The sequence below is a fragment of the Winogradskyella maritima genome, from assembly GCF_042650215.1.
Taxonomy (GTDB): Bacteria; Bacteroidota; Bacteroidia; order Flavobacteriales; family Flavobacteriaceae; genus Winogradskyella; species Winogradskyella maritima.
On record NZ_JBHSAT010000022.1, the window covers coordinates 1 to 21,506 of the forward strand.

The following is a 21,506-nucleotide window of genomic DNA, read 5'->3' on the forward strand; positions in this document are numbered from 1 at the left end:
CGGTAATGTTTACACGCCAGGATCGGGTGACATAGCCGCAGGAACGGTGGACTTGACATATACGACGAATGATCCGGACGGTCCATGTGATGCCAAGTCAGATGATTTAACCGTGACGATCAATCCACTTCCAGACCTGACGGCCATACCTGATCAAATGTTCTGTCCGTTTAATGATCCAATGGTAGATCTTACAGCATTGGAAGTAGAAAATGAAACAGGTGGGCAATGGTCGTATTTTGATAGCGTAGCCAATGAGTATGTTGATATTGATGATGCTACATCGGTTAATCCTAATTTAGGCTTCTTTGCGCCCTTTAGGTATACTTTCATTAACGAATTTAATTGTAGTGACACCATAGAAGTGACTTTTGAACCTAATTTGTCAAATACAGGACTTTCGGTATTACCAATTGAATATTGTGCAGATGATGCAAGTGGTGACTTGTCTAGTTTTGTTAATCCTGGGACTTATATTGATGACAACGGTATTGAACAACTAGCATCGGTATTGTGGTATACTACAGGAGATAATCCAGATGAAGTGGGTAGTCCTAATGCTCCAGACGCACCAACATCCTCAACAACGTTTTTTGTAGTACAGGTGATTGGTAATGGGTGTTTTGATTTAAGTATAGATGCACGAATACCAGTCGTAGTTGAAGTCAATCCCAACCCGGCTTGTAGTATTTCAGGACCAACAGATGTTTGTGTTGATTTGGAACAGACTTATAATTATACTGGTGGATCTGAAAATATTGATTTACTATGGAAAGTTACAGGGTCTGGTCAAATTATTGGTAGTACTATAGGAGATTCTGTAACTGTTTTGCCTAATGGCGTTGGCAATTATGAAGTATCTCTAACAGTAACTTATCAAGACACAGCCTGTTCCAAAACTTGTAGTTATAATGTTGTTATTTATGACTGTTGTGATTCTGAAACGGCGTTTGCTTACAATGCCAATTCTGGCCAAGACACGTCTAACATATGTTTCTTAGATAACCAATATAATAATTTCGATAGATGGGGCTGGGCTATTGAAGGCTTAGATTTTGAAACAGATATTTCTGACGAGGCAGGAGCCCAATATAACAGCTATGTGTATAACCTTTATGCTGGTAATGGTAATGATTGTGATCCAACTGACGGCCCAGGGACATTAGTAGGTAATGTGACTGTTACAAGAGAAGGCAATTCTATTGTAGCATACTACGATGTTAGTGAATCGCCAGACGATGAGTACTATAGTTTGTATGGCTTACACCTAAATGTTGCTTGTGATGGTCAACCATTTCCAAAGAAAAAGAGAAGAGGAAAAACAGAGTACACTGTAGCGCCTGGTCAATATACAAGTTCTAGTAATGCAGGGGGCAGTGATATGGGGTCTGTTACGGTCAATAATATTGGCCATAAAAAGTCAAGTATTAGTGGCTGTCTCAGTAATATTTCAATAATAGTACATGCCGAAGTTGATGTTTGTACGTTTGTTCCATTTGCTAGTCCAACTGCAAAAATTACTGACTCGTTTAATAAGCCAGATGTAATGAATGACAAGCTTAATGTTGAACCAACTGGTGACTTCATAATGCATCCAGTACCATACAATAATGAGCTTAATATTGAGTACGGATTTAGTTACGACACCGACATCAACATAGTTATGTATGATATTAAAGGAACAGTAGTGCTAAATAGAACAATAAAGGATTATAAGTCCAATACAAATGCAAACATCAAGATTGATATGTCTCGAATGATCTCGCAAATGTATTTTGTTAAACTATCAACAAACAAGGATGTAATAACAAAACGTGCAATATCTAACGGTTATTAAACTCCCGAGCATGCATTGATTAATAGCAAATTTTTGCACTAAAAAAGACAGTCGTGTTTTTATAACATGGCTGTCTTTAATTTTTGATTCTTTTTGGGTTTATAAATATTTATAATTGAAAAGAGTTTCATTTTTATGTACGACTAAATACTTACATTTGCACTCGCAAATTTTTATCACATGAAAGCAGGCATCGTAGGATTACCAAACGTCGGAAAATCAACCTTATTCAATTGTTTATCTAACGCTAAAGCGCAGAGTGCCAACTTTCCGTTTTGCACCATAGAACCTAATATAGGTGTGGTAAATGTACCAGACCCGAGATTGTCTAAGTTGGAAGAATTAGTCAATCCAGAAAAAGTGATTCCAGCAACCGTAGAAATCGTGGATATCGCCGGCTTGGTAAAAGGGGCGAGCAAAGGTGAAGGTTTGGGAAATCAATTCTTGGCTAACATCCGTGAGACGGATGCCATTCTTCATGTTTTGCGTTGTTTTGATAATGATAATATTGTTCATGTTGACGGTTCTGTAGACCCAATCAGGGATAAGGAAACAATCGATATGGAACTGCAACTCAAAGACCTTGAAACGGCTGAAAAGAAATTGGACAAGGTAAAACGAGCGGCAAAGACCGGAAACAAAGAAGCCCAAGCCGAGGAAGCGGTGTTACTTAAAATCAAGGCGGGCTTAGAAGCAGGAACTTCTGTAAGAGCGTTGGAATTTTCAGATGAAGATTATGCTGATTACGTAAAACCATCACAATTTATCACTGATAAGCCTGTGATGTACGTATGCAATGTTGACGAAGACGCTGCAAATACGGGTAATGCTTATGTAGCTAAAGTACGGGAGGCTGTTAAAGATGAAAATGCAGAAGTTTTGGTTCTGGCTGTAGGTACAGAAGCAGATATTAATGAATTAGACGATTACGAAGAGCGTCAGCTATTTCTTGAGGATATTGGATTGGATGAGCCTGGTTCAGCGAAATTGATTCGTGCAGCATATCAGTTATTAAAACAGCAAACCTATTTTACGGCAGGTGTTAAGGAAGTCCGCGCATGGACCGTTGGCATTGGCGCTACTGCTCCTCAAGCGGCAGGTGTGATTCATACCGATTTCGAAAAAGGCTTTATCCGTGCTGAAGTTATTGCCTATAACGATTATGTATCTTACGGAAGCGAAGCCAAAGTTAAAGAGGCCGGAAAAATGCGTGTTGAAGGCAAAAACTATATTGTTAAGGATGGCGATGTGATGCATTTCTTGTTTAATGTTTAGATAGGCATGAGGTATTGGGATTTAGGTATTAAGTTTGCATTAACAAGACAATAATTCAATGCCAATCATAGAACTTAAGACCATCATCAATTCTGATATTGAGACCTGTTTCAATTTGGCAAGGGATATCAATTTACATCAAAAGTCTCTTGAGCATTCAAAAGAAAGGGCTATAGCGGGCAGAACTTCAGGATTAATAGAGTTAGGTGAATCTGTGACTTGGGAAGCTATTCACTTTGGTGTAAAACAGCGCCTAACTTCAATAATTACTGAATTTGATTTCCCTAACTATTTTGTAGATGAACAGGCTTCAGGACCTTTTGAATCTTTTAAGCATGAGCATATATTTGGCAAAGTTTCAGATAACCAAACAGAAATGACTGATTTATTTGAGTTTGAATCACCTCGTGGTTTTCTTGGTAAGTTTGCCAATTGGCTATTTTTAAAGCGTTATATGACTGATTTGCTTGAGACTAGAAATGGTGCTTTGAAAAAATTTGCAGAGTCATAAGACTTGTAATGTCTGAGTATTCTTAAGACAAACTTTATCCCCACGTTATTATTTTATAATTTGAAATTTCTCAGACATCTTGGAATTCCGACATAGTCGGAAGCTATGATTTTCAGAAATAATGAGCTCAGAATAAAGTTAAGTACAAAATTGAGGATTAATTGATTTTTGTATTCAAATTGAAAATTAATGAATCATCAGCGAATGGCGCTTCAGCGATTTCCTATAAATCATATTGAATTTTTGGTTCGTTTTGTTTCAAGACAAAATGAACAGAATAAAAGACCTTTTTTCAACAATCACCCCATATTATTGTTGATTACTTTCCAAAATCCCTGTTTCATTAATTCGGGTATAGCCTTATATTAGCCTTCCATCCTTTATTTACTGAACTTTATGGCTGAACAGACTAATTATACCGAAGATAACATACGCTCGCTCGATTGGAAAGAACACATCCGAATGCGACCTGGCATGTATATCGGTAAGTTGGGGGACGGTTCTTCGCCAGATGACGGTATTTATATCTTGATTAAAGAGGTTATCGACAACTCTATTGATGAGTTTGTGATGGGAGCTGGGAAACAGATTAAGATATCTATCATTGGTGAAAAAGTTATCGTTCGGGATTATGGTCGTGGCATTCCATTGGGAAAAGTTGTGGACGTTGTGTCCAAAATGAATACTGGCGGAAAATACGATTCTAAAGCCTTTAAAAAATCGGTAGGCTTGAATGGTGTTGGTACCAAAGCCGTTAACGCATTATCATCTTACTTTAGGGTAGAATCGACGCGAGATGGAAAATCAGCTTCTGCCGAGTTTGAAAAGGGGGAACTCACGAATCAAGAAAATTTAGACGATACGTCGCGTAGAAAAGGCACCAAAGTCTCTTTTGTACCAGATGATAGTATCTTCAAGAAGTATAAGTACCGAAGCGAGTATGTGGTAAAGATGCTCAAAAACTACGTGTATCTTAATCCAGGGTTGACGATTCTTTTTAATGGCGAAAAGTATTTCAGTGAGCACGGGCTTAAGGATTTGCTCCAGGATAATATGAATGAATCGGATATGCTTTATCCCATCATTCATCTGAGAGGTGATGATATTGAAGTTGCTATAACCCATAGCAAAACCCAATATAGCGAAGAGTACCATTCCTTTGTCAATGGTCAAAATACTACACAAGGTGGTACGCATTTAGCGGCCTTTAGGGAAGCGGTGGTAAAGACCATTCGTGAATACTTCGGGAAGAATTACGATGCTTCTGATATCCGTAAATCAATAGTTTCGGCTATAGCTATTAAAGTTATGGAACCCGTCTTTGAAAGTCAGACAAAGACCAAGCTCGGTTCTACAGATATGGGTGGCGATTTGCCAACGGTTAGAACATACATCAATGATTTTGTAAAAACGAATCTCGATAATTTTCTGCATAAAAACCCTGAAATTGCGGATAAAGTACAACGCAAAATCCTTCAAGCGGAACGAGAACGAAAAGAATTATCAGGCATTCGAAAATTGGCAAAGGAGCGTGCTAAGAAGGCTAGTCTTCACAATAAAAAATTACGAGATTGCCGTGTACATTTTGGCGATACCAAGAATGAACGCAATTTAGAGTCTACACTTTTTATCACAGAGGGTGATTCCGCATCAGGTAGTATCACGAAGTCACGAGATGTCAATACCCAAGCCGTTTTTAGTTTGAAGGGTAAGCCCTTGAATTCTTATGGACTATCCAAGAAAATCGTTTACGAAAACGAAGAGTTTAACCTATTGCAGGCAGCTCTTAATATTGAAGAATCTCTCGAAGATCTTCGATATAACAACATTGTAATAGCAACGGATGCCGATGTGGATGGAATGCACATTCGTTTGTTGTTGATTACCTTCTTTTTACAATTTTTTCCTGAAGTGATTAAGGAAGGGCATTTATATATTCTTCAAACGCCACTGTTTCGTGTGAGAAATAAAAAGGAAACCATCTATTGCTATTCCGAAGAAGAACGTGTCAAGGCTATTGAAAAATTAAAGCCCAAACCAGAAATCACTCGATTCAAAGGGCTTGGTGAAATTTCGCCAGACGAGTTTAAGCATTTTATCGGGCCAGATATTCGCTTAGATCCCGTAATGCTAGACCGGGAGACTTCTATTGAGGAAATGCTTTCGTTTTACATGGGTAAGAATACACCAACCCGACAGGAGTTCATCATAGAAAACTTAAAGGTTGAATTAGACGTTGTTGAAGATTTATGAGAACGGACAACGGTAAAGTTAGAGGAGTCATTGTTTCCATCTATTTTATAATGGTTGTATTGGCCTTGGTTTTAGCAACGGTCTTCAGTGCTTTTAAGGATTTAACGGACAATGCCTATAAGACCTTTGCTGTAATTTCTGTAGCGTTTGTTCTAGTGTTTATCATATTCTATTTGGTCTCTAAATATTTTGAATATGATAGCGACGGTGTTAAGGTTGTGGTAGAAAATCGTGGCTTATTATTGAGTGACCGTTTTAATTACCGCGAAAAACGAGTTGAGTTTTATAAAAAGGATCTTCTGGGCTTCAAATTTAACGACTACCTCGTTTATAAAAGCCTGAAATTAAAACTGAGATCTTCAAACGGAAAATCAAAGAACTGTGTGTTTAATGTGACACTGGTTCAGAAGAAAAAAAGAAAATATATTAGAAAATCCCTAAACAAAATGTTGCGGGAGAATAGAAAGAATAGTGACAATCAATGAGTGAAGAACTAGACCATATTTTAAATGAGGATGAGCAAAACGAGAACCAGGGTAATCAAGAAACGATTACCAAGGTTACTGGGATGTACAAGGATTGGTTTTTAGATTACGCCTCTTACGTAATTCTAGAACGTGCTGTCCCTGCGATTGAGGACGGTTTTAAACCCGTACAACGTCGTATAATGCATTCCATGAAGGATTTGGATGATGGGCGCTATAACAAAGTGGCCAATATCGTTGGGCACACGATGCAATATCACCCACATGGTGACGCGAGTATTGCGGATGCTATGGTGCAGATTGGCCAAAAGGATTTATTGATTGATACCCAAGGAAACTGGGGAAATATATTAACTGGAGATAGAGCGGCCGCATCACGATATATTGAAGCCCGAATTTCAAAATTTGGGACGGATGTTGTGTTTAGCCCAAAGATTACCGAGTGGCAGTTATCTTATGACGGTCGCAGAAAGGAGCCAATTAATCTTCCGGTGAAGTTCCCGCTGTTGCTTGCCCAAGGTGGTGAAGGTATTGCTGTCGGACTCTCAACCAAGATTTTACCACACAATTTTTTAGAACTGATTGATGCGTCTATAAAGCACCTCAAAGGCAAGCGATTCACCATTCTGCCTGATTTCCCTACTGCCGGTATCATAGATATAACCGATTATAACGACGGTAATCGTGGTGGAAAAGTACGTTGTCGTGCACGAATTGCAGCACGAGATAAAAATACTTTGGTCATTTCTGAAATCCCATTTTCTACAACAACCTCTTCCTTGATTGATTCCATTTTGAAGGCGAATGACAAAGGAAAAATAAAAATCAAGAAGATTGAAGATAACACAGCAGCTGAGGTTGAAATATTGGTGCATTTGCCAAGTGGTATTTCGCCAGACAAAACTATTGACGCTTTATATGCATTTACCAATTGCGAAACGTCCATATCGCCATTAGGCTGTGTCATTGAAGACAACAAACCTTTGTTTATTGGCGTTACGGAGATGTTGCGCCGTTCTACCGATAATACGGTTGACCTTCTTAAGCAAGAATTGGAAATAAGACTCGGCGAGTTAGAGTCCCAATGGCATTTTGCGTCGCTAGAGCGTATTTTTATTGAAAACCGTATCTATCGTGATATAGAAGAGGAGGAAACTTGGGAAGGTGTTATTTCTGCCATTGATAAAGGTTTAAAACCACACACCACGCATTTAAAGCGTGCGGTGACCGAGGAAGACATCACCCGTCTGACTGAAATTAGAATCAAGCGTATTTCAAAATTCGATATTGATAAAGCGCAACAAAAAATAGACGCTTTAGAAGCGGATATTGCTGAAGTGAAGCATCACTTAGCGCATCTCATCGATTATGCCATTGCTTATTTTGAACGTTTAAAGAAAGAGTACGGCGAGGGCAAAGAACGTAAGTCCGAAATCCGAATGTTCGACGATGTAGATGCTACAAAAGTGGTTATTCGTAATACGAAGCTTTATGTGAATCGGGAAGAAGGTTTTGTCGGCACCTCGTTGCGCAGGGATGAATACGTTTGCGATTGTTCGGACATTGATGATATAATTGTGTTCACCAAAGACGGCACCATGATGGTGACTAAAGTCGATTCTAAAGCCTTTGTCGGCAAAAACATCATTCACGTGGCGGTCTTTAAGAAAAAGGACAAGCGCACCATTTATAATATGATTTATCGCGATGGTAAATCTGGGCCATCCTACGTTAAACGTTTCGCTGTGACTAGTGTTACGCGAGACCGGGAGTACGATATGTGCAATGGCAACAAAGGTTCAATGGTACATTATTTCTCAGCGAATCCTAATGGAGAAGCTGAAGTCGTAACGATTAATTTACGTCAGTCCGGTAGCGTGAAAAAATTAAAGTGGGATTTAGATTTTGCCGACATTCTTATTAAAGGGCGAAGCTCAAAAGGAAATCTAGTGACAAAGTATTCATTGAAGCGCGTAGAACTTAAAGAAAAAGGTGTTTCTACCTTGAAACCACGCAAAATCTGGTTTGATGATACCGTACAACGTCTCAATGTTGATGGTCGTGGTGAACTTATTGGCGAATTTAGAGGCGAAGACCGCCTCCTGATTATCTTGCAAACTGGTATTGTAAAAACTATTATTCCGGAATTGACTACGCGTTTTGATAGCGAAATGATTGTCCTCGAAAAATGGATTCCCAAAAAACCAATATCCGCCATTTATTACGATGGTGAAAAAGAACGTTACTATGTTAAACGTTTCCTGATTGAAAACGAGGGTAAAGAAGAGGTCTTTATTTCAGAACACCCGAATTCACAATTGGAAATTGTATCCACAGATTGGAAACCTATGGCGGAGGTAGAATTCACAAAAGAACGTGGTAAAGACCGAAAACCTAATATGGAAGTGAATTTGGAAGAATTCATTGCTATTAAAGGGATTTCAGCATTAGGTAATCAATTGACTAAGGACAAAATCAATCAAATCAGTCTCTTAGAATCTTTGCCTTACGAAGCGCCAGAAGACGTGCCAGCACAAGAGATTGAAGTCGTCGACGAAGAAACAATATCAAAACCCGTAACTACAGTACCTACCGAAGGTAAAGTAGAAGTAGAGCTAGACCCAAAACCTGAAACCGATACAGATACGCCAGAAGATGGTAGCGTTGATGAAACTGGGCAGGCGAGTTTGTTTTAAAATTTTTTTCTGGAAATTTGTAAATGAATAAATTCAAATTCATCATGGTATTTGCATTTAGTCTTTTTAGTTGCAACAGTGACTTAAATAATTATGAAAAGCCATTTTTAGTTAATGAGATTCCAGCGGACATGCCTATTGAATTTAAACAAATTATTGTTCCTGATGATAAACTTATTCATAAAGGCATTTTCAGTCCAGATTTAAAGTCGTTATACTACACTTTATCCGATAAAAACTTTGAGAATTTTGATGTTTATGTGATGTGTAGAGAAGGAAAAATGTGGTCTAAGCCTGAAAAAGCCTTCTTCAATACCAAATATAATGAGCATGGGATGAGTTTTTCCCCAAACGGAGATGCACTATATTTTAGTTCAACAAGGCCAATAAACGTTGATGATATTGATTTAACGTGGCACATATGGAAGTCGGAAAATAGCAATGGAAAGTGGCAAGAGCCAAAATTCGTTGATATACCTAATTTAAGGGGTAAATTAATGTCTCATCCTACAATTGCTAATTCGGGAACGCTTTATTTTCATTCAAGCAACTTGGATTACAGCGATATGGATATATATAGCGCTAAACAGATTGATGGGAAATTTATCGAAGCTGAAAAGGTTTTGATAGAAAATGACTCCAAAAATGCTAAATCTACGCCTTTCGTTTCTCCAAAAGAAGATTTCCTGATTTTCGCTTCTGTTGAAAATCAACTTAATTTAAAAGTGACTTTTAACGATGGCGCGGGTAAATGGACTAATACAAAAGCGTTTAGTGATTCAATAAATAGTTTTGGGCAAGGAAATCCTTACGTAACCCCAAGCAATAAATATCTTTTCTTTACTACGGGCAAATCTAATAATGATTGGAAAATAAAATGGGTTGATATCGAATCTGAAATAAGAGGAAATTAGTACTGTTTAGAATCATATTTTCTTATTCCCCTTAGCAATCTTCTGATTGATAAACTCCACCAAAAGCGAGAATGCAATCGCAAAGTAGAGGTAACCCTTAGGAATAGCGCCAACTTCCTTTCCAAAGAAATTAACTTCAGAAATATGAGCCGCTTCGGTAATAAGCATAAACCCTATCAGGATTAAAAAAGACAACCCAAGTATTTGCATGCTCGGATGGCGGTTGATAAACTCACGGATGGTATTCGCAAAGACAATCATAATAATAATGGAAATCACAACGGCAATAATCATCAGCACCAACGTATAATTGGTATTTGGATGCAAGCCATTCGTCATACCCACTGCGGTTAAAATTGAATCTACGGAAAAAATAAAATCGATAATCAGTATTTGTACAATAGCATTTTTAAACGAGCTGACTTTTCGGGCGCGGGTATTGTTTTCATCCATTTGTGGCGTTTCCACTTTCTCCCGTATTTCGGAGGTACTTTTATAAATCAAAAATAAACCACCAGCCAATAGAATAACGGCTTGCCAGCTTAGAGCTAAAGTCAACCAATCACTTTCAAATACATAAAAAGGTTCGCTAAGACTTACTAAAAGCGATACAAAAAACAAAAGAATAATACGCTGTACCATAGCCAGTACCAAGCCGATGTTTGTGGCTTTTTTGCGCTGATGCTCCGGCAATTTATTGGCCGCAATGGATATAAACACAATATTATCAATTCCGAGAATAATCTCCAGAAAGGTTAAGGTAATCAGCGCCATAATGGCGTCACTGCTCATTAAAAATTCTAACATACTACTGTTTTAAATAGGCGGTTCCCTTTTCAACGCGCAAGGCGCTATTCGTTTTTTTTACGGCCAATTTATACTCAAAGGTATAGGAAGAATCGGTGGTAGACAGAATCTTCATGTGTATGGCCTCAGCTTCAGCTGTGGTTTTTGGGTTGATTTTAGTTTGAATAAATTCACAATCATTCACCCAGCGTATAGAAGCGGAATCTACCGTATTTTCAAAATAATCAATGTTTAAGTCATTGGTACGTACAAAGGTTCCGGTGCGTTCTTCGCCATCAACCACATAATTAAACGTAAAAGTTCCGATTTTAAAATCGGCGCAGTTGCGTTCTATCTGGTAGCAACTGAAACAAAAGGGGATTAGGCTAAGGACTATTAATTTCTTCATCAGTGCAAAGATAGCAACCAGACGAAAGAATTTGAGCTTTATTTCTTGTTTTCGTAACTCTTAAAGCTACCGTCCTTGTAAAAAATGATGATTTTTTCAACTTCCGAAGCATGCTCAGTAGCTAAGACAGAATCTTGAATAGGAGAATTTGATGATTTTTCAACAGGCTTATCAATTTTCGTTTCAGTAGGAAACCTACCCTTGCCATTCATCAACCAATACAATTCTACTTCGGGGTAGGCATGAAGGACTTTCATCACAAAATCTAAACTCGGCTTATTTCTACCCGAAAGAATATGCGAAATACTGGAGCGCTGAACACCAATTTTTTCAGCAAAGCCCGAGGCACTTTCACCATAAAAATGAATGACTTTTTGTAGGCGTTCAACAAATTTTTCGCTGTTTATCATTGTAAATCTGGGATTCTGTATTTAGAACGTTACAAATGTAAAAACTATTACCCAAATGCATGTCATTAATTATGAAATAAGTTTTAATTAAATAAATAATTACTTTAATTTAAGTCTATAAATAGCTGATATATAGTATATAATATTTATGATTTAATAGATAATGCGAATTTTTCAATTAACAATTCATTTAGATTCCTTTTAGCGTGTACAATTGTAAAATAAGTGAGTTATTTGTGTACAATTCAGTGTTTACAAATGTAAAATTACAATTGTATACCTTTGTGTTTTACAATGTGTCAGTCCATGCCAAACCTAACGTTAGAACAGTTTGAAAAATTAAAACGCAACACCCTTTTCGGGCGCTACATTTCACTTGAAATGATTACACCTATTTTGGAGGAGTTGTCTAAAAAATGTCAGGTTACTGTTGTTGGAAATTCCGTAGAAGGGCGTCCAATCCATTCCATACAAATTGGGGATGGACAAAAAAAGGTATTATTCTGGTCTCAAATGCATGGTAACGAGTCCACAACTACAAAAGCCATTTTGGACCTGTTGCATGACATGACTATGAATTCCAAGTCGTATTCCGTCATTTTAGAAACATGTACGTTATGCGTCATACCTATGCTAAATCCTGATGGCGCAGAGCATTACACACGTGTAAATGCCAATTCAATTGATTTGAATCGTGATGCGCAGGACTTGTCACAGCCAGAAAGTAGAGTTCTAAAAGCTGTTTTTGAAGATTTTAAACCAAATTATTGTTTCAACCTTCATGGGCAACGTACCATCTTTGGTGCAGGAACAGAAGGTCAATCTGCCGTTGTATCATTTTTGGCGCCAGCATTCAATGAGTCCTGTGATACTAATGACACCCGATTGGAAGCCATGGCCATCATCGGAAGTATTGTTAAGGATTTACAAGTGGAGCTCAGTGGTAAGATTGGTCTTTATGATGATGCATTCAATATCAATTGCGTAGGCGATACCTTTCAAAATAAAGGAATACCGACGATTCTATTTGAAGCAGGACATTATCCGGAAGACTATGATAGGGAAGTGACGCGCTACTATATATTTAGAGCTCTGTTCAAAGCTTTGGAGGTTATTGCCAATGGCGTAGACTTGGAAAAAGCCAACGTCTACAAGGCATTACCACTAAATGCTAAATGCTTTTATGATGTCATTTTCAGGAATGTGAAAGTATCAGAAAATACTGAATCTACAGATGTTGCTTTTCAGTTTGAAGAACGATTAGCTCATAAGCAAATTGATTTTATCCCAAAAGTGGCTCAAATCGGTAATCTACAAAATCATTTTGGGCATAAAGAATTCGAAAGAAAAGGAGGTCTCATACTTTCAGAATATGGAGACAAATTGAGTGTCGATAACGAAATCGTTTTCGTAACGTTAAATTCTGAAAAAATCTTGATAAAATCTTAAAGATTTTAATTTTTCGTAGTTTTTATTCAACGTAATTGCCTTAACTTTGCATTATATTCAATAAAAATCACTTATGGCAAAGTTTAAACTAGACGAAATTGACCACCAAATATTAGATATGCTCATCGATAATACGCGTATTCCATTTACGGATATCGCTAAGAAATTGTTGATTTCAGCAGGTACTGTTCATGTTAGGGTAAAGAAAATGGAAGAAGCAGGTATTATTCAGGGGTCTTCATTGACACTCGATTATAAGAAATTGGGCTATTCCTTTATCGCTTATGTCGGGGTATTCCTTCAAAATACGTCACAAACCAAGTTTGTATTGGAGCGTATTGCAGATATCCCTTTTGTAACCGTAGCCCACATCACAACAGGAAAGTTTAATATCTTCTGTAAGATTAGGGCAAAAAATACAAGTCATGCTAAGGATATTATTTTTCAGTTAGACGATATTGAAGGCGTTTACCGTACTGAGACCATGATTTCTTTGGAGGAAAGCCTCAACGACAAAAAGCGTTTGATGCACACGATTTTCAACGACCTATAATCGAAAACCGATTTATTAAGACCCTCAGCAGAAATGTTGGGGGTTTTTTGATACTTTTATTTAAAATTTAACTTCTACATGAAACTGCCTTCCAACGAATACAACCCATACTACGAGCCTTACATTGCGTTATCCACTCAAGGGGATTCCATTTCCCATAGTTTATCGCAAAATCAGATTTCCGTACCCGAATTTTACAACCAAATCCCAAAGGATAAGCACGATTATGCCTATGCCGAAGGCAAATGGACAGTTAAGGACATCTTGTTACATCTTATAGATACGGAACGTATTTTTGCCTATCGTGCTTTACGTATAGCTCGACAAGACAAAGTTGAAATGGCGGGATTTGAGCAAGATGATTACGTAGTTGCAGGAAAAGCCACCGGGCGCAGTCTCAATAGTCTTATCGACGAATACAAAGCCGTTAGAAGCGCAACGATTACCATGTTTAAAACCTTCTCAGAAAAAGAGTTGGAATCTGTTGGCACAGCAAGTGGTTCACAGATTTCTGTGCGAGCTATTGGGCATATCATTTCCGGTCATGAGAACCATCATAATAATGTGATTAAGCAGAGGTATTTGTGATTTGAAATTTTCTTATCATTCTGAACTCGATTCAGAATCTTTATAAATTTATAGGATAGATGCTGAATCGAGTTCAGCATGACAAGCCGAGAAGACTACAATTTCTCCACCAAATACTTCCCCGTCACAGAATCAGGATTTGAAGCGATTTCCTCAGGTGTGCCATGAGCAACAAGCTGTCCGCCGTGACGACCACCTTCTGGCCCAAGGTCGATGATGTAGTCCGCGCATTTAATCAAATCGATGTTGTGTTCAATGACAATAATGGAATGGCCTTTGCCAATCAATGCCTGAAAAGAAGTCAGCAATTTCTGTATATCATGAAAATGAAGTCCGGTCGTCGGTTCATCAAATATGAAAAGCGTTTTGTCACCCTTAGTCCCTTTTCCTAAAAATGATGCCAACTTAATACGCTGTGCTTCACCGCCCGAAAGGGTAGAGGAGCTTTGGCCCAAAGTAACATAGCCTAAACCAACATCTTGAAGCGGTTGAAGCTTTGTTTTAATTTTGTCTTGACTATTCTCATCGAAAAAACTGACCGCATCATCAATCGTCATATTGAGGATGTCGTCTATGGATTTACCTTCAAACGTGACTTCCAAAACTTCTTTTTTAAAGCGTTTTCCGTTACAGGTATCACAGACGAGATGTACATCGGCCATAAACTGCATTTCAATCGTCACTTCGCCTTCGCCTTTGCAGGTTTCGCAACGTCCTCCGTCCACATTAAAACTAAAATGCTTGGCTTGGTAGTTTCGGATTTTGGATAATTTCTGACTCGCAAACAAGGCTCTAATATCGTCGTAAGCCTTGATGTAGGTCACAGGATTGGAGCGCGAAGAACGCCCTATTGGGTTTTGGTCTACAAACTCAATCTGTTCTACGTTGCTGTGATTCCCTTTGAGTTCCGTGAATTGTCCGGCTTTATCGCCAAATCCCGTCAATTTCTTTTGCAATGCGGGAAACAGAATCTTTTTAACTAATGTACTTTTCCCACTACCTGAAACGCCTGTAATTACGGTCAACATACCCAAAGGGAAGGTGACGTCAATATTTTTCAAATTGTTTTCACGCGCCCCAATAATCTCAACAGCATATTTTGAAGTGCGACGTTTTTTTGGAACTTCAATTTCTAGTTGTCCATTCAAATATTTCGCAGTTAAGGTGTCCGAAACAATAATATCATTGTAGGTTCCTGTAGCGACAACGTTTCCGCCAAAGGTTCCGGCTTCTGGACCGATATCAATAATTTCGTCTGCGGATTTCATGATATCTTCGTCATGCTCTACAACAATAACGGTGTTTCCTAAATCACGAAGCGATTTTAAAACATCAATCAACCGCTCGGTATCCTTAGGATGTAGGCCAATGCTCGGTTCGTCTAAAATATACATGGAACCCACCAAGCTACTACCCAATGAGGTTGCCAGATTGATGCGTTGACTTTCCCCGCCAGATAAGGTATTCGATTTACGGTTTAACGTTAGGTAGTTCAACCCTACGTTGGATAGGAATTCCAATCTTGAGTTGATTTCCTTCAATAATCGCTTGGCGACTTTAGCATCGTACTCATTTAATTTTAAATCCTTGAAGAAGTTGGCCAATTCATCTAACGGTAAATCCACCAAATCGGTAATCGTTTTATCTGTAATCTTAACATAGTTGGCTTCTTCCCGAAGTCGTTTTCCGCCACATTCACTGCATTTAGTTTTACCTCGATAGCGCGATAACATCACCCGATTCTGAATTTTATACGCCTTCGATTCTAATTCTGAAAAGAAACTGTCTAAGCCTTCAAAATATTTATTGCCTTTCCAAATGAGGCGTTTTTGGGTATCGGTTAATTCAAAATATGGTTTATGGATGGGGAAATCGAACTTATGCGAATTATTAACTAATTGGTCGCGGTACCAAGACATGCTTTCGCCTCGCCAAGGAAAAATGGCGTTTTCATATACCGAAAGTGCAGTATTGGGAATCACCAAATCTTCGTCCAAACCTATGACATCGCCATAGCCTTCACATTTTGGACATGCACCGTAAGGATTGTTAAAGCTGAAAAGGTGTGCGTTCGGTTCTAGGAAGGTGATGCCATCCAGTTCAAACTTATTGTTAAACATGGTTTGCTTATTGTCTTCCAAAGCTTCAATAATACAAGAACCATTGCCTTCAAAAAACGCAGTTTCAATAGCATCCGCCAAACGATTCAAAAAGTCTTCATCATCTTTATAAACGATTCGGTCCACGACCAAATACAAATCTTTAATGTTTTTTATACTTAAATCGAGCGCTTTTTCAATTCGAACAACCTCGTCTTTATATTTTAACCTGGCGTAACCTTGTTTAGACAAGGTGCTCAATTTATCGTCTATGGCTCGACCTTCTTCCAGATAAATGGGTGCTAAAAGTAAGAGTTTAGACCCTTCTTTATGTTTTGCGATGTGCTCTATGACATCCGATACGCGATGTTTCTTTACGCGTTTACCAGAAATAGGCGAATAGGTCTTCCCGATTCTAGCAAAGAGTAATTTTAAATAATCATAAATCTCAGTGGTCGTACCTACCGTTGAGCGCGGATTGGTAGAATTAACTTTTTGCTCAATAGCGATAGCCGGCGCAATACCTTTAATGTAATCGACCTTTGGTTTGTTGAGTCGTCCCAAAAACTGACGTGCATAACTGCTGAGGCTTTCCACATAACGGCGCTGGCCTTCTGCGTAGAGCGTATCGAATGCTAAACTGGACTTCCCAGAGCCCGAAAGCCCCGTTATCACCACAAGTTTGTTGCGAGGTATCACAACATCCACATTTTTGAGATTGTGGAGTTTGGCGCCTTTAATGATGATATTTTCCTTTGGGTTAACGTCTAAAACCGTGTCTGACATAGCTATTTTTGGAGATAATTTTGCGAAGTTACGACAATGATTTCATAGTGTGAAATGGACAAATGTTAGATTAAATGTTAAATTTTATTGGTAAATTTTGGTTTTTCGGAATGATTCTTGTTTATTTGAAACTATTCTAATTAAAAACAGAACTGCATATAGCATAATATTACTTTAAGAATTCAGCTAAACCCCAAGCTAAGAAGTCCGCTTCTAGCCTTAAAGTACTAATATTATGAAACAGCAACTTATCGAAGACGCAGTTCTAGTCAGCAATTACATTAAAGGCGACGAAAATGCACTTTCAATTTTAATTGAACGTCACAAACAGAAAATCTACAGTTTTATTTATTCTAAAGTATACGACCGTGATATTACTGAAGATGTCTTTCAGGATACTTTTATTAAGGTCATCAGAACTTTAAAGCGAGGAAAATATAATGAAGAAGGTAAGTTTTTGCCTTGGGTCATGCGTATTGCCCATAATTTGGTCATTGACCATTTTAGACGCAACAAGCGCATGCCGAAGTTTGATAACAGTGGCGAATTTAGCATTTTTTCTGTGATTAGCGATTCGTCGTTGAATGCCGAAAAAGCGTTAATCAAAGATCAGGTTGAGTCGGATGTTCGACGTATTATCGAAGAATTACCTGAAGACCAAAAACAGGTGTTGATGATGCGTATGTATCAGGATATGAGCTTTAAAGAAATCTCCGAGCGTACTGGTGTGAGTATCAATACAGCATTGGGAAGAATGCGTTATGCGTTGATTAATTTACGCAAGGTTATTGATGCCAATAATATCGTTTTAACGAATTAATACAATAAAGTAAAAAAAGCCACGTTTTTAGGGTATACTAACTCAAAAAACAACTAATGGCAAAAATTTACTCTGACTGTACCCCAAAAAAGAACAACCTAAAACCAAAAGATGAAACAATAAGTTTCCTCTTGAATTATTCTAAGGCTTTAAGTGTTAAGTGTTATAAAAATATGAAGTTTGAAGCACTTCTAAATTAATTTTAGCCCCGACATAATCGTCGGGGTTTTTTTATTGTTTTTTTAGGTTTTATTTACCTAATCTCACTTTCTAACGTTAATATGTCATTCTGAACTTGTTTCAGAATTTTCTCTGCCCTGAGTCCGTTTGAAAAAGACCCTGAAATAAGCTCAGGGTGACAATAAGTAGGTATTATGGCTTCTTCTTCAGTAACAACTCCTCATACTCAAAGGTCGTTAAATACTCCTCCCGAAGGTCAACTAGAAATTTAAAGATTTCTGCTCTATCCGGATGGTTGTCTTTTAAGCAATTTTTACCGTTTTCGTCTTTTACAATCATGCCGACGTACCATTTGCCTTTTCTGGAGGTGTAGGCATCTTCAAGCATAGGGCTCATGCCGTTACGCTCTAAAGCTACATCAATTGCTACTGGTGCTAAATTGAGAGTTTGTGTACTTCGTTCGGCTTCATAAAATGAAATTGTGTATTGCTTTCCGTTATGCTCAAAAGGAACGTTCCGGTCGATGTCAACGCCGTTTCTTTCAAACTTAATGTTCATGTATTTATAAATCTCATTCGCCTTTTTGTGGTCGTGAAAGATGAAGGTCTCGGTTTTAGGAAAGCTTCGTTTAAAGCGCTTGCCTTTCATCACTTTTTGGTTTTTGATATTCGGGGCAAAGCTCACCGGAATACAAGATGAAAATAAAATTGAGACAATAAGAACTAAGTAGTGTGGTTTCATGGCTTGGTGTTTACGCAACACGCACAAATTTTATACCAAGGTATGACTACTACTTTTTCTTTTTGTAATAGTCATTAATGACGGACTTACGTCCAATGGTTTTGGTGATGATATCCTTGTCTAAATCCCAACCGCGCGCAGGCGAATATTGACGACCATACCATATAATTTGAAGGTGAAGGTCGTTCCAAAGTTCTTCAGGGAAAAGGCGTTTAGCATCACGTTCGGTTTGTACGACGTTTTTACCGTTACTTAAATTCCAACGATACATTAAGCGATGAATGTGGGTGTCTACAGGAAAGGCTGGAATCCCAAACGCTTGGGACAAGACCACGGCCGCGGTCTTGTGACCGACTGCTGGCAAGGCTTCTAGCTCTTCGTAAGTTTGCGGTACTTTTCCGTCGTGTTTATCCAAGAGAATTTGCGATAAACCATGAATGCCCTTGCTCTTCATTGGCGAAAGCCCTACGGGTTTTATGATATGACGAATTTCTTCAACGCTCAATTTCACCATATCGTATGGATTGCTGGCGCGTTCAAAAAGTAGAGGTGTAATTTGGTTGACACGTACATCCGTACTCTGGGCAGACATCAACACTGCAATCAATAAAGTATAAGGGTCTTTGTGGTCTAGGGGAATGGGAATGGTAGGATATAGGTCTTTTAACGTAGTTATAACGAAATCAACCTTTTCTTGCTTAGTCATTCATTGTATTTTTGTAAAACAAATTTACACAATATGACACATTTAAAAGCAGGCGATACCGCTCCAAATTTTGAAGCTCTAGACCAAGATGGCAATATTATAAAACTTAGCGATTACAAAGGCAAAAAACTAGTTTTGTTCTTTTATCCAAAAGCCAGTACACCAGGTTGTACGGCTGAAGCCTGTGATTTGAGCGATAATTATTCAAGATTTACAAAACAAGGGTATAATATCTTGGGCGTGTCTGCTGATAGTCAAAAGAGACAATCCAATTTCAAAAACAAATATGATTTTCCGTATCCATTATTGGCGGACGAAAATAAATCCGTGATAGAAGCCTTCGGGGTTTGGGGACCAAAGAAGTTTATGGGCCGTGAGTACGATGGCATTCACAGAACGACATTTGTTATTGACGAAAACGGTAAAATTGAAGAGGTCATTACTAAGGTAAAAACCAAAGCACACGCAGAGCAGATTTTGGGAAGTTAATTAGTTGTGTATAGTAATGTGACTGCCAACTACAGACTAAATTTTACGTCTTACTTATCCCGATAAACTTCCTCCGTCTCACAACCAAAGAGACTCTTTTCTTTGATTAAGTGTGATACGCCTTCTGGTAACATCGGTTCCCAACCGTCCTCGCCATCAGCAATCATAGCTAAAACTTTTCTTGAGAATATGGCTAAGATAGACTTATCATAATCCGTGATGTCTACTACTTTTCCGTTGTATTTAAAGAACTTGTAGAGCTCCTTCATGCGTGGATGCACTTTGAGATTTTCGCTATCGGTTAAGGTGCCATCTTCATTTTGCATCGGGTAGAGGTAGACACGTAAATCCTTAAAGAATAACTTTCCGAAGGCTTCCAAAATACCACCACTCAAGTGACGGTAGTATTTTTCATCGAATATGTCTACTAGATTGTTGACACCCATGGCCAGTCCCATTCTGTTTTTAGAATATTGAGAGAAGTACTCTACGAGCTTATAATATTCCTTAAAGTTTGAAATCAGCACCGTTTGCCCTAAAGAACAGAGCAGTCGTGCACGGTCCATGAAATCTTGCTCATCGATTTCACCTTCAGCACGAAGATTAGACAACGTGATTTCAAAAATAACCTGTGTGCGGTCCTTTTCAACTTTATTTTCCTTGATGAACATTTCGTATGATTTTTCAAACATATCCATGTTCACTTTGGTTACCGGTCTAAAGCTACCACGTAAGGCCAAAATGTTCTTTTTGTAGAGCACGCGCGCCGGAAGCACATTGTTTCCGTCTGGCGCAAACATTACGGCGTCAGTCATTTCGTTCTTCACAAGTTGTAAACTCATTAAACGGTTGTCCACATCATCAAAAACAGGGCCTGCAAAGTTAATAGTATCTATTTCCAACTGGTCTTTATCCAAATGGTCGTAGAGATAACGCAATAATTTTCGAGGTTCATTGTATTTGTAAAATGCACCATAAATCAGGTTAGTTCCTAATTTTCCTAGGGTTTCCTGCTGTAAGCGCGCATCATTTTCCTTAAAACGAATGTGCAACACAATATCATTATAATCCTGGTCCGGGCTTACCTGAAATTTAATGCCGACCCAACCGTGACCTTTGTATTTCTTAGCGAAATCAATAGTCGCTACTGTATTGGCATAGGCAAAGAAAATTTTATTGGGATGCTTGTCACGAGTTATACGCTCTTCCATTAAGTTCATTTCGTGGTTGAGCATTTTACGTAATCGGGCTTCGGTCACATAACGTTTATCGGATTCAATACCATAAATGGCATCACTAAAATCTTTATCGTACGCCGACATAGCCTTGGCAATAGAGCCCGATGCACCACCAGCCCTGAAAAAATTACGAACCGTTTCTTGCCCTGCACCAATTTCTGCAAAAGTGCCATAAATATCCTCGTTGAGATTAATACGAAGACACTTATCCTTTAAGGACGGAATGTTCTCAATATTCTTGTCTGATTTATATGTGATTTCAGCCATATTGCTTGAATTAA

The 21,506-nt window shown here is 38.3% G+C and carries 19 protein-coding genes; 12 read left to right on the plus strand and 7 right to left on the minus strand.

Annotation, left to right across the window (positions count from 1 at the left end; genetic code table 11):
* The 7 genes from ACFOSX_RS11930 to ACFOSX_RS11960 all read left to right on the plus strand — a co-directional run.
* Positions 1-1,837: T9SS type A sorting domain-containing protein (locus ACFOSX_RS11930; RefSeq protein ID WP_386101326.1), on the plus strand; the 1,837-nt coding region annotated here is incomplete at its 5' end.
* 180 nt (positions 1,838-2,017) lie between these two features.
* On the plus strand, positions 2,018-3,112 hold the full coding sequence (ychF, locus tag ACFOSX_RS11935) for a redox-regulated ATPase YchF (RefSeq protein ID WP_386101329.1): 1,095 nt from the start codon (positions 2,018-2,020) through the stop codon (positions 3,110-3,112).
* 58 nt (positions 3,113-3,170) lie between these two features.
* Positions 3,171-3,623 (plus strand): SRPBCC family protein, encoded by a 453-nt coding sequence (locus ACFOSX_RS11940; protein WP_386101332.1) that lies wholly within the window; start codon positions 3,171-3,173, stop codon positions 3,621-3,623.
* A gap of 396 nt (positions 3,624-4,019) precedes the next feature.
* Complete coding sequence (locus ACFOSX_RS11945; protein ID WP_386101335.1) at positions 4,020-5,876, plus strand: DNA topoisomerase IV subunit B; 1,857 nt, start codon at positions 4,020-4,022, stop codon at positions 5,874-5,876.
* Positions 5,873-6,361: a hypothetical protein gene (locus ACFOSX_RS11950; protein ID WP_386101338.1), complete on the plus strand. Its 489-nt coding sequence runs from the start codon at positions 5,873-5,875 to the stop codon at positions 6,359-6,361. Before ACFOSX_RS11945 ends, ACFOSX_RS11950 begins: the two co-directional genes overlap by 4 nt.
* Entirely contained in the window at positions 6,358-9,057 is a 2,700-nt protein-coding gene (locus ACFOSX_RS11955; RefSeq protein ID WP_386101341.1) for a DNA gyrase/topoisomerase IV subunit A, read from the plus strand. The genes ACFOSX_RS11950 and ACFOSX_RS11955 overlap by 4 nt, the downstream gene beginning before the upstream one ends.
* A 23-nt stretch (positions 9,058-9,080) precedes the next feature.
* Positions 9,081-9,971 carry a hypothetical protein gene (locus ACFOSX_RS11960; RefSeq protein WP_386101344.1) on the plus strand — a complete coding sequence of 297 codons (891 nt, stop codon included), beginning with the start codon at positions 9,081-9,083 and terminating at the stop codon, positions 9,969-9,971.
* A gap of 12 nt (positions 9,972-9,983) precedes the next feature.
* Here ACFOSX_RS11960 and ACFOSX_RS11965 read toward each other — a convergent pair whose 3' ends face one another.
* The 3 genes from ACFOSX_RS11965 to ACFOSX_RS11975 are packed head-to-tail and all read right to left on the minus strand — an operon-like array spanning position 9,984 to position 11,576.
* Positions 9,984-10,778, minus strand: a complete 795-nt coding sequence (locus tag ACFOSX_RS11965) for a TerC family protein (RefSeq protein WP_386101347.1) — start codon at positions 10,776-10,778, stop codon at positions 9,984-9,986.
* Position 10,779: 1 nt separating this feature from the next.
* Entirely contained in the window at positions 10,780-11,166 is a 387-nt protein-coding gene (locus tag ACFOSX_RS11970; protein ID WP_386101350.1) for a hypothetical protein, read from the minus strand.
* 38 nt (positions 11,167-11,204) lie between these two features.
* The gene (locus tag ACFOSX_RS11975) at positions 11,205-11,576 is read right to left on the minus strand and encodes a helix-turn-helix domain-containing protein (RefSeq protein ID WP_386101353.1); all 372 of its coding nucleotides are present in this window, start codon (positions 11,574-11,576) and stop codon (positions 11,205-11,207) included.
* Positions 11,577-11,882: 306 nt separating this feature from the next.
* Here ACFOSX_RS11975 and ACFOSX_RS11980 point away from each other — a divergent pair, with 306 nt between their 5' ends.
* From ACFOSX_RS11980 to ACFOSX_RS11990, 3 genes are all read left to right on the plus strand, one after another.
* Entirely contained in the window at positions 11,883-13,025 is a 1,143-nt protein-coding gene (locus tag ACFOSX_RS11980) for a M14 family metallopeptidase (RefSeq protein WP_386101356.1), read from the plus strand.
* Between the two features lie 73 nt (positions 13,026-13,098).
* A complete protein-coding gene (locus tag ACFOSX_RS11985) occupies positions 13,099-13,578 on the plus strand; it encodes an Lrp/AsnC family transcriptional regulator (RefSeq protein WP_386101359.1) in 480 nt (159 codons plus the stop codon).
* Positions 13,579-13,656: 78 nt separating this feature from the next.
* Entirely contained in the window at positions 13,657-14,166 is a 510-nt protein-coding gene (locus ACFOSX_RS11990; RefSeq protein ID WP_386101362.1) for a DinB family protein, read from the plus strand.
* Between the two features lie 95 nt (positions 14,167-14,261).
* Here ACFOSX_RS11990 and uvrA read toward each other — a convergent pair whose 3' ends face one another.
* On the minus strand, positions 14,262-17,051 hold the full coding sequence (uvrA, locus tag ACFOSX_RS11995; RefSeq protein WP_386101365.1) for an excinuclease ABC subunit UvrA: 2,790 nt from the start codon (positions 17,049-17,051) through the stop codon (positions 14,262-14,264).
* 235 nt (positions 17,052-17,286) lie between these two features.
* Here uvrA and ACFOSX_RS12000 point away from each other — a divergent pair, with 235 nt between their 5' ends.
* The gene (locus ACFOSX_RS12000) at positions 17,287-17,871 is read left to right on the plus strand and encodes an RNA polymerase sigma factor (RefSeq protein ID WP_386101367.1); all 585 of its coding nucleotides are present in this window, start codon (positions 17,287-17,289) and stop codon (positions 17,869-17,871) included.
* 372 nt (positions 17,872-18,243) lie between these two features.
* On the opposite strand, the gene ACFOSX_RS12005 is transcribed toward ACFOSX_RS12000, so the two are convergent.
* Together ACFOSX_RS12005 and ACFOSX_RS12010 are read right to left on the minus strand one after the other, a co-directional pair.
* Complete coding sequence (locus tag ACFOSX_RS12005; RefSeq protein WP_386101369.1) at positions 18,244-18,792, minus strand: hypothetical protein; 549 nt, start codon at positions 18,790-18,792, stop codon at positions 18,244-18,246.
* A gap of 49 nt (positions 18,793-18,841) precedes the next feature.
* Positions 18,842-19,498, minus strand: coding sequence for an endonuclease III domain-containing protein (locus ACFOSX_RS12010; RefSeq protein WP_386101372.1), 657 nt, complete (start codon positions 19,496-19,498; stop codon positions 18,842-18,844).
* 33 nt (positions 19,499-19,531) lie between these two features.
* On the opposite strand from ACFOSX_RS12010, the gene bcp reads away from it, so the two are divergent.
* Positions 19,532-19,987, plus strand: a complete 456-nt coding sequence (bcp, locus tag ACFOSX_RS12015; protein WP_386101375.1) for a thioredoxin-dependent thiol peroxidase — start codon at positions 19,532-19,534, stop codon at positions 19,985-19,987.
* Between the two features lie 50 nt (positions 19,988-20,037).
* Here the strand turns inward: bcp and ACFOSX_RS12020 are convergent, their stop codons facing one another.
* The gene (locus tag ACFOSX_RS12020; RefSeq protein ID WP_386101378.1) at positions 20,038-21,492 is read right to left on the minus strand and encodes a TonB-dependent receptor; all 1,455 of its coding nucleotides are present in this window, start codon (positions 21,490-21,492) and stop codon (positions 20,038-20,040) included.
* Positions 21,493-21,506: the final 14 nt, after the last annotated feature.